The sequence below is a fragment of the Vibrio genomosp. F10 str. 9ZD137 genome (genome assembly GCF_049974785.1).
Taxonomy (GTDB): domain Bacteria; phylum Pseudomonadota; class Gammaproteobacteria; order Enterobacterales; family Vibrionaceae; genus Vibrio.
In genome coordinates this window covers 1-8179 of sequence record NZ_JBNGCJ010000283.1, presented here as the reverse complement: position 1 = coordinate 8179, position 8179 = coordinate 1, and the positions used below count along the sequence as shown (strand labels likewise).

Below are 8179 nucleotides of genomic sequence, written 5' to 3'. Positions count from 1 at the left end.
GGTCTTTTCAATTATGGCCGCCGCGTACTATTGGCTTCCGAAATGGACCGGCAATATGTACGATGAAAAACTCGGCCTGCTGCACTTTTGGTGCTCTGTTATCTCGGTGAATATTCTCTTCTTCCCTATGCACTTCTTGGGTTTGGCCGGTATGCCAAGGCGTATTCCTGATTACGCCATCCAGTTTTCCGATGTCAACCAAATCGTCTCAATTGGTGGGTTCATCTTTGGGTTTTCGCAACTGATTTTTTTATGGGTCGTGATCAAATGTATCCGTGGTGGAAAGAAAGCGCCGGCGAAGCCTTGGGATCGCGCAGAAGGGCTCGAATGGACAGTGCCTAGCCCTGCGCCACATCACACGTTCACCACGCCACCTAAAGTGGATTAATGGAGTTGAGTGCAATGAATGCAAAAAATCAACCCAGTAAACCTCATAAAAAACTCACGATAAAACTGCTGTTCGCGGTGGTGGCCATGTTTGGATTTGGTTTTGCATTGGTGCCTATTTATGACGTGATGTGTGACACATTGGGTATCAATGGCAAGACCAATACGAGCTCAGCCATACAACCAAAGGGAATGGAGCCTGATACATCTCGAACCGTTCGTGTGGAGTTTATGGTCCATATTAATCAGGGCATGCCTTGGCAATTTGCGCCTAAGCAAACCGTGATGGATGTTCATCCTGGGCAGGTGATACAAACGGCTTATATCGCGTACAACGAATCGGACACGGCACTTGTTGGCCAAGCGGTGCCTTCTGTTTCTCCGGGCCTTGGCGCTGCGTATTTTAATAAAATCGAGTGTTTCTGCTTCAATCAACAGCCGCTGGCAGCCAGTGAAAAAGCGGAAATGCCACTTATTTTCTACATTGAACCCGATATTCCAAATTCCATTCATACATTAACCTTGTCCTATTCTTTATACGACATCACAGATGTTGAGAAAATCAGCCCAACATTGGCGATACAGACCGGGGCGATACAGGCGGATGAAATACGTATTGCAAGGAGCAAACCATGAGTTCTAAACATCAACATTATTATGTTCCTGCGCACAGTAGTTGGCCTATTCTCGCCGCCGTCGCGTTGTTTCTCGTCGCGGTAGGCGCTGGGTTAACGGTACAGAACTTAGAATCCCAAGGCGCTGGAAGTACTTTTGGTCGGATTGTGTTATCTATCGGATTTGTGGTGCTACTCGCGATACTTGCAGGTTGGTTTGCCAATGTTGTATCGGAGTCACTGTCTGGTCTTTATTCCGATCAAATAGATCGTTCATTTCGACAAGGAATGAGTTGGTTTATTTTTTCTGAGGTGATGTTTTTTGGTGCGTTTTTTGGTGCGTTGTTTTATGCCCGAATGATATCGGTTCCTTGGATCGGTGGGGCGGGTAACAATGCCATGACTCACGAGGTTTTATGGCCCGCCTTTGAGGCTATGTGGCCTTTGGAGTTGACGCCTGGAGGAGAAACCACTCAAGCGATGCCATGGCAGGGAATACCTCTTGTTAACACCATTTTGTTGCTGCTTTCTTCCATTACTTTGCATATGGCACACATTAGCCTTGAAACCAATAAACGCATGGCTTTAATCGTCTGGTTAGAGCTGACGATTGTCCTGGCTGGCTTCTTCTTATATTACCAAATGGTTGAATACAGCCACGCTTATCAGGATATGGGGCTCACGCTGTCGTCGGGTATTTATGGCAATACGTTCTTTTTATTAACCGGCTTTCATGGTTTGCATGTTTTCCTCGGGACCCTTTTCTTGGTGGTGCTTCTAGGGAGGATTGCAAAAGATCACTTCACACCCCACGACCATTTCGCTTTTCAAGCGGGGAGTTGGTACTGGCACTTTGTTGACGTAGTGTGGCTGAGTTTGTTTATTTTCGTTTATGTCATCTAGCTATGTCATCTAGCTATGTCATCTAGCTATGTCATCTGGCTATGTCCTCTAAGAGTGCCATTAATAAGGACGAGAATTAGGTTCTATGAAACCTCCCATCAGCGCAATGAGAATAAGGATGACGACGAAAGCTGAAATCATCACCCGTCGGCCCAGGTAATAGCTCATGGATCGCTGGGTGCCTTTTTGGGAAGAAGTAGAGTGCTCTGAGTCAGGACTTTGCTCTGAACAAGAACTTTGTTCTGAAGAGGGAGCTCTCACCATTCTGACTAACGCGATAGCGAGATTGATAACGATAAACAGCAGAAGCAGGATCAAAATGACTTTAAAGAGAAACGACATAGTTTGGCCTTTAAGGACGTTATTGAGTTCAATACGTTTTTGGTTTGGTATGTTGTTAACTGTGGTTGTCTTTTCTGCTTTGGTCAAACTGGGTTTTTGGCAGTTGTCGCGGGGTGAGGATAAGCAGCAAGTCGAATCTGAATTGTCGCAACGACTTGATGCGCCTCCGATTTCTTTAGATTTAGCGGTGAGCCGCTTTGACCTGCACTCATTGACTGGGGTTAAAGTCTCAGTGGATGTCACTCCACTCCCGTTGAGCGATGTCGCGACAGTGCTGTTAGACAACCAAACCTTTGAGGGGAAAGTTGGGTATCTTGCGTATCAGGTGGTGTCTGACGGTGATCAACGGTTTTTTCTGCTTGAACGAGGCTTTGTGGCAGGTTTAAAGCAGCGGTCACAACTTCCAAATGTGACATGGATAGATGAGCCACAGACGATGGAAGGGCGTTTGTACCAAAAGTCGATCAATCCATTAAGCAGCGATCTTGGCTTAGAAATGACCAATCCATTGCGGATTCAAAACCTCAACATCCCCGAGCTTTCTCGTGAACTGGGCCTCACATTAGAGCCGTTTGTCTTTCAACCTCAGCAAGATGGCTGGCCTTATCAACAACCCTGGCAGCCTGTCCCTATGCGTTCAGCTAAGCACTTTGGGTACGCGGTTCAGTGGTTTTCAATGGCGCTGGTTTTTGCGCTATTAAGTGGTTATGTACTGGTGCGCGCAGTGAAAAAAATAAAGAGACAAGGCCATGATGTCGATGCGAATTACCCGGTTTTGGACGTTAACCAAGATGGCTCAAAAAATATGGACTATGCTTTAGAAACTAATGGCTTAGTAGAGGATAAGGGGTTAACAGAAAATACGGGCTTAGCAGAAAATAATCGTCGTCATAAGGAAAAGATATGAAAAATACTGTTTGGCGGGGCCGACTTTTATTGTTATCGCTTATTTTTGTTTTTGCGATACCAGTGATCAGTGCCAAGTTGATTCTAGCAAACCATTGGTATGAACCCGGTGTCACTAACCAAGGGGTGTTAATCGAGCCTTCGACAACATTCAGTCAATTGGGTACGGATAACCCACTAGAGCAACAAAGTTGGCAACTGGCCTATGCCGTTCCCGAGGTATGCGACACATTCTGCGAAAAACAACTCCATCTTTTGGGCCAAAGCTATATCGCCCTCGGCCAATACAAAGAGCGAGTCGAACCCGTACTTTTATTGACACAGCGAAGTGATACCAATGCGGTGAAAGACTTTCATTATCGATCTATTGAAGTGACGGAAGCTTTTTCTGAGCGTGTGGGCGAGTTTGAAACCGTCATCGTTGACCCACTAGGTCAGCTGGTCATTCGATACCCGAAAGCCGTCAATGAAGGCGATCTGGTGGATCAGAGTAAAGGATTACTCGCAGACTTTAGAAAGCTACTCAAATTATCTCGAGTTGGTTAAGTTGAGCACCTGAGCAGTTAAGTCTTGAGAACTTAAGTAAAGAGAAAATAAGCCATGTCTTTCTTGTAGAAACAAGGAACAAGTAGCAACAAGGAATGTGTATGAAATTGATGGTGTTAGTTCGAACCGCAATAGTTTTGTCGATTTTTGTCATTGGGATGGGAGCCTATACACGTTTGGCGGATGCTGGATTAGGTTGTCCAGATTGGCCAGGATGTTATGGGCAGATTCTAGTGCCAAGCGGACAAGAAATTTCAGAGGCGAACAGCGCATTTCCAGAGCGAGCGGTTGAACCCCAAAAAGCGTGGTTAGAAATGATTCATCGCTATTTAGCGGGGACATTAGGTCTGATCATTTTTGCTATAACCGCCTTGTGTATCCGTCAAAAATCAATGACACCAACGCTACCCATTACATTGAGCGTGGTTACTATCTTTCAAGCTTTGTTAGGGATGTGGACAGTCACGCTAAAACTATTGCCCATTGTGGTGATGGCGCATTTAATCGGTGGATTTTCCGTATTGGCCTTATTATCGATGATCGCGTGGCGATTGAATCGACAGCGTGAACCGATCAATCATACGATGATTCCTCCTTCACTGAGAGCCGCTGCATTATTCGCTTTCATTGTGGTCGTCTTACAAGTCATGTTAGGTGGGTGGACTTCCTCAAACTATGCCGCATTGATGTGTAGCAGCCTACCTATTTGTGAAGGTAACTGGATCGAACAGCTCAATTTCTATTCTGCTTTTGATTTGTTCCAAGCTGGCCACTCCAATTATGAGTTTGGTGTTCTGGATTACAGCGCTAGGATGACAATTCATGTGTCACATCGAATCGGTGCCATCATTACCGCTCTCGTCGTCATTTATTTGGCTGCTCGATGCATTGCGAGCGCAGAACCTCAGCTTAGTGGAGTAGGCTGGAGACTACTATTGGTATTGATGCTGCAAGTGGCTCTTGGGGTGAGTAATGTTCTGCTTTATCTGCCACTCGGCATTGCGGTTGCCCATAATTTAGGGGCGGCACTATTAGTGTTAGCGGTATTGCATACCAATTTTTTACTTTGGCAGCCTAATAGGGAAATAGAGTTCGGCAAGGAGAGTGTTCATGAATAAATCACAAATGGTCATAGAGGAAAGTGTCCAATCTCGACCAAGATCGAAACTGAAGTCTAAACCGAAATGGAAAGTCTATCTCGCATTAACCAAGCCCAAAGTGATCGCCTTGATGCTATTAACTGCAGTGGTGGGAATGTGCTTATCGACGACCAGTCATTTGCCGTGGCAGCCAACTCTGTTTGGGCTGATTGGTATTGGTTTGATGGCCAGCGCCGCCGCCGCATTTAATCACCTAATAGATAGAAGAATCGATGCCATCATGGCTCGAACTTTTAAACGCCCTTTGCCTTCCGGAGAAGTGGCCGCAGTGCGTGTTTTCCTGTTTGCTTTATCACTGGGTATCGTTGGTTTTACATTGTTATACGCCATGGTGAATAGTTTAACCGCATGGTTAACGTTTGCGAGCTTAATCGGTTATGCCGTTGTATATACCTTGTATTTAAAACGAGCGACACCACAGAATATTGTTATTGCTGGGATAGCCGGAGCAATGCCACCGTTATTAGGTTGGACGGCAATCACGGGTGAATTACACGCGAACGCTTGGTTACTAGTGATGATTATCTTCATATGGACACCGCCACATTTTTGGGCTTTGGCGATACATAGAAAAGACGATTACGCTCGTGCTGATATCCCTATGTTACCTGTCACTCATGGCGTTGAGTACACCAAAACGTCGATTCTGCTTTATACCGTGTTGCTCGCGCTTGTTTGTATGTTGCCTGTGTTAGTGGGAATGAGTGGTGTCATTTATCTCACCGTTTCATTAGCGTTAAGTGCCGGTTTCATTCAATCGGCATGGAAACTGAAATTCGCGGATAACAGTGGGCAAGCGATGCAGACGTTTAAGTTTTCTATCTATCATCTGATGGTTTTGTTTGCAGCGCTGTTGATCGATCACTACCTCGTCTAGCGTTTAGTCAATGATGAGCAAGCAATGAGTCAAATGTAAACTAAAGTGTACGAAAGGGTTAAAGTGTAAATATACAGGAAATATTGCCTTTTGTTTAAATTAATGATTGAACTTTTTCTACTTAGTCGATAAGTTACAAGCAACAGGAAATGATTCACCGAGTCCCTGTATTGTATTTGGTACCGATAAACTCGGAAGTTAGACAAATAGGAAGTAGTACGCAATGTTTCAGACTGATGATGTAAGAATTAACAAAGTAAAAGAACTATTACCACCCGTTGCTGTTTTAGAGAAGTTTCCAGCAACTGAAACAGCCTCTTCGACTACGTTCCAATCTCGTGAAGCGATTTCAAATATCCTACAAGATAAAGATGACCGTTTATTAGTGATCGTTGGCCCTTGCTCAATTCATGACACAGAAGCGGCGATTGAATACGGTAAGCGATTAAAAGTACTGCGTGACGAATTAGGTGACCGCCTAGAAGTCGTGATGCGTGTTTACTTTGAAAAACCACGTACAACCGTTGGTTGGAAAGGCTTAATCAACGACCCATACTTGAATGACACATTCAAGATCAATGATGGGCTACGTACAGCGCGTAAACTGTTGCTAGACCTGACTGATATGGGCATGCCGACAGCGAGTGAGTTTCTCGATATGATCTCGCCACAATATGTGGGTGACCTTATAAGTTGGGGAGCCATCGGTGCTCGCACGACCGAATCTCAAGTCCACCGTGAGCTGTCTTCTGGTCTCTCTTGTCCAGTCGGTTTTAAAAATGGTACCGATGGTAATATCAAAATAGCGACGGATGCGATTCGTTCCGCAAGTGCCTCTCACCATTTCTTATCTGTGACTAAATTTGGGCACTCTGCAATCATTGAAACCAGTGGTAACCCAGATTGTCATATCATTCTACGTGGTGGTAAAGAGCCGAACTTTAGTGCTGACCATGTTGGTATTATTAAACAAGAGTTGTCTGCTTCTGGCCTACCAGAGAAAGTGATGATCGACTTTAGTCACGCGAATAGCTCTAAACAGTACCAGCGTCAAATGGTGGTTTCTGACGACGTAGCGAACCAAATTGCGGGTGGCGAAAACGCTATCTTCGGTGTGATGATTGAATCTCACCTTGTCGAAGGCCGCCAAGATTTAGTGGAAGGTCAGCCGCTGGCTTATGGTCAATCGATCACAGACGCATGTATTGGTTGGGATGACACTGAAAAAGTATTACGCCAACTGGCTGATGCAGTCGAAGCTCGTCGTAACGCTTAGACTGAGTCAACAAAATGAGTAAATGGCTTTCATCTGAAAGCCATTTTTTTTTGTATCACAATTGGTTAATTGATTAATTTGAGTTAATCGCAATGCCGACATCTAACGCATCTAACCAGTCAAGAAATCGCTTCACATCATCCCCTTGGAAAATCCCGCCGTGCTGCGGGCACATCATATCGATATCCAATTTACTGACTCTTTCAATCCAATCTCGTTTGGCACGGTTTGAAGGCATCCATCGCTTGTGAAAGTACTCCATTTTTGGAATGTGGTCGTTAAAGTCCTCAACAAAAAATGGCGCGTCAGGTTGATCCATTGCGGCACCAATATCACCAGACATGAGTATCTTTGCTTCCGGATCGTAGACTGAAAAATTACCGGATGAATGCATATAGTGAGCCGGTATGAATTGAATTTCCTGTCCGGAAAGAAGCACTTTCCCCCCATTATCGGCAATGCCTGAAAAGGTAATAGACTCCATACCGAAATGCCGAATAAAAGATTCCCACAACCAAGGAGTATGCAAGGTGGCCGAGGGTAAAGCTTTATCCCATAAACCGAGAGAAGAAATAATATCGGGATCTTGATGGGAGGCAAACAAATGCACGATGTGTTCAATGGGCACTTCTTTGACTACGCAACCCAGCATGGCTGAAAATAGCTCAATACCGCCAGGATCAAGTAATATCGCCTGATCACGGTTAACGATCATGTACTGGTTCGTATCAACAATTTTATCTGGTTTATCTGGATCTCGAGCAAAAACAACCCATCGATGTTGTCCTTTTTCATACAGTACTTTTGATTGCATAGTTCACCCTGGCAAAAAGAGAAAAGAGTTTAAGGGATTGTAAAACATGCTTTTGAATCGCTTCAGCAAGTTCAGTCACGCTCTCGGCGATAGTATTGAGTTGAGCTTGGTATTTTTCATCAGCCTGAGAAGCCTCAACACTCAACATGGTGGAAATTATTTGTGCGATCCGCAATTCGTCATACAGTGTTTGCAGCATGTCATGAAGGCTTTTGGCTTCAGAATAAAAACGATGACTGATCTCTGAATATTCCGAGAGGTTATTGTCTCTCGCGATATCCAATGTGCGGAGGTATTGTGCGTCGGGATTTTTTAAATACACCCATTCAAACCGATCAAGATCGGAAGAGCGGT

The 8179-nt window shown here is 44.8% G+C and carries 10 protein-coding genes and 1 pseudogene; 8 read left to right on the top strand and 3 right to left on the bottom strand.

Annotated features, from left to right (window positions below):
* From ACP45E_RS04885 to ACP45E_RS04875, 3 genes are all read left to right on the top strand, one after another.
* On the top strand, window positions 1–388 hold a 388-nt coding region (locus ACP45E_RS04885; protein ID WP_198927687.1), incomplete at its 5' end, for a cbb3-type cytochrome c oxidase subunit I.
* Window positions 388–1023 (top strand): cytochrome c oxidase assembly protein, encoded by a 636-nt coding sequence (locus ACP45E_RS04880; protein WP_017037586.1) that lies wholly within the window; start codon window positions 388–390, stop codon window positions 1021–1023. The genes ACP45E_RS04885 and ACP45E_RS04880, both read left to right, overlap by 1 nt.
* The gene (locus tag ACP45E_RS04875) at window positions 1020–1904 is read left to right on the top strand and encodes a cytochrome c oxidase subunit 3 (RefSeq protein ID WP_017037587.1); all 885 of its coding nucleotides are present in this window, start codon (window positions 1020–1022) and stop codon (window positions 1902–1904) included. The genes ACP45E_RS04880 and ACP45E_RS04875 overlap by 4 nt, the downstream gene beginning before the upstream one ends.
* Before the next feature lie 60 nt (window positions 1905–1964).
* Here the strand turns inward: ACP45E_RS04875 and ACP45E_RS04870 are convergent, their stop codons facing one another.
* Complete coding sequence (locus ACP45E_RS04870; RefSeq protein WP_017034765.1) at window positions 1965–2246, bottom strand: DUF2909 family protein; 282 nt, start codon at window positions 2244–2246, stop codon at window positions 1965–1967.
* A gap of 22 nt (window positions 2247–2268) precedes the next feature.
* On the opposite strand from ACP45E_RS04870, the gene ACP45E_RS04865 reads away from it, so the two are divergent.
* From ACP45E_RS04865 to aroG, 5 genes are all read left to right on the top strand, one after another.
* Window positions 2269–3153, top strand: a complete 885-nt coding sequence (locus tag ACP45E_RS04865) for an SURF1 family protein (RefSeq protein ID WP_241824271.1) — start codon at window positions 2269–2271, stop codon at window positions 3151–3153.
* Window positions 3150–3698 carry a hypothetical protein gene (locus ACP45E_RS04860; RefSeq protein WP_017034763.1) on the top strand — a complete coding sequence of 183 codons (549 nt, stop codon included), beginning with the start codon at window positions 3150–3152 and terminating at the stop codon, window positions 3696–3698. The genes ACP45E_RS04865 and ACP45E_RS04860 overlap by 4 nt, the downstream gene beginning before the upstream one ends.
* Before the next feature lie 101 nt (window positions 3699–3799).
* Window positions 3800–4816, top strand: a complete 1017-nt coding sequence (locus ACP45E_RS04855; RefSeq protein WP_017037589.1) for a COX15/CtaA family protein — start codon at window positions 3800–3802, stop codon at window positions 4814–4816.
* Window positions 4809–5735: a heme o synthase gene (gene cyoE, locus ACP45E_RS04850; protein WP_017037590.1), complete on the top strand. Its 927-nt coding sequence runs from the start codon at window positions 4809–4811 to the stop codon at window positions 5733–5735. The genes ACP45E_RS04855 and cyoE overlap by 8 nt, the downstream gene beginning before the upstream one ends.
* Before the next feature lie 223 nt (window positions 5736–5958).
* Window positions 5959–7011 carry a 3-deoxy-7-phosphoheptulonate synthase AroG gene (gene aroG / locus ACP45E_RS04845; RefSeq protein WP_017034760.1) on the top strand — a complete coding sequence of 351 codons (1053 nt, stop codon included), beginning with the start codon at window positions 5959–5961 and terminating at the stop codon, window positions 7009–7011.
* A 73-nt stretch (window positions 7012–7084) separates the two neighbouring features.
* On the opposite strand, the gene ACP45E_RS04840 is transcribed toward aroG, so the two are convergent.
* Together ACP45E_RS04840 and ACP45E_RS04835 are read right to left on the bottom strand one after the other, a co-directional pair.
* A complete protein-coding gene (locus tag ACP45E_RS04840; protein ID WP_017034759.1) occupies window positions 7085–7825 on the bottom strand; it encodes an MBL fold metallo-hydrolase in 741 nt (246 codons plus the stop codon).
* Window positions 7803–8179: pseudogene (locus tag ACP45E_RS04835) on the bottom strand (chemotaxis protein); the annotation flags it as partial. The pseudogene ACP45E_RS04835 and the gene ACP45E_RS04840, both read right to left, overlap by 23 nt.

What these genes read in the sequence shown, in the direction of transcription:
- ACP45E_RS04880 (WP_017037586.1), top strand. Translation starts at nt 388, where the DNA reads ATGGAGTTGAGTGCAATGAATGCAAAAAATCAACCCAGTAAACCTCAT.
- ACP45E_RS04875 (WP_017037587.1), top strand. Translation starts at nt 1,020, where the DNA reads ATGAGTTCTAAACATCAACATTATTATGTTCCTGCGCACAGTAGTTGG.
- ACP45E_RS04870 (WP_017034765.1), bottom strand. Translation starts at nt 2,246, where the DNA reads ATGTCGTTTCTCTTTAAAGTCATTTTGATCCTGCTTCTGCTGTTTATC.
- ACP45E_RS04860 (WP_017034763.1), top strand. Translation starts at nt 3,150, where the DNA reads ATGAAAAATACTGTTTGGCGGGGCCGACTTTTATTGTTATCGCTTATT.
- ACP45E_RS04855 (WP_017037589.1), top strand. Translation starts at nt 3,800, where the DNA reads ATGAAATTGATGGTGTTAGTTCGAACCGCAATAGTTTTGTCGATTTTT.
- cyoE (WP_017037590.1), top strand. Translation starts at nt 4,809, where the DNA reads ATGAATAAATCACAAATGGTCATAGAGGAAAGTGTCCAATCTCGACCA.
- aroG (WP_017034760.1), top strand. Translation starts at nt 5,959, where the DNA reads ATGTTTCAGACTGATGATGTAAGAATTAACAAAGTAAAAGAACTATTA.
- ACP45E_RS04840 (WP_017034759.1), bottom strand. Translation starts at nt 7,825, where the DNA reads ATGCAATCAAAAGTACTGTATGAAAAAGGACAACATCGATGGGTTGTT.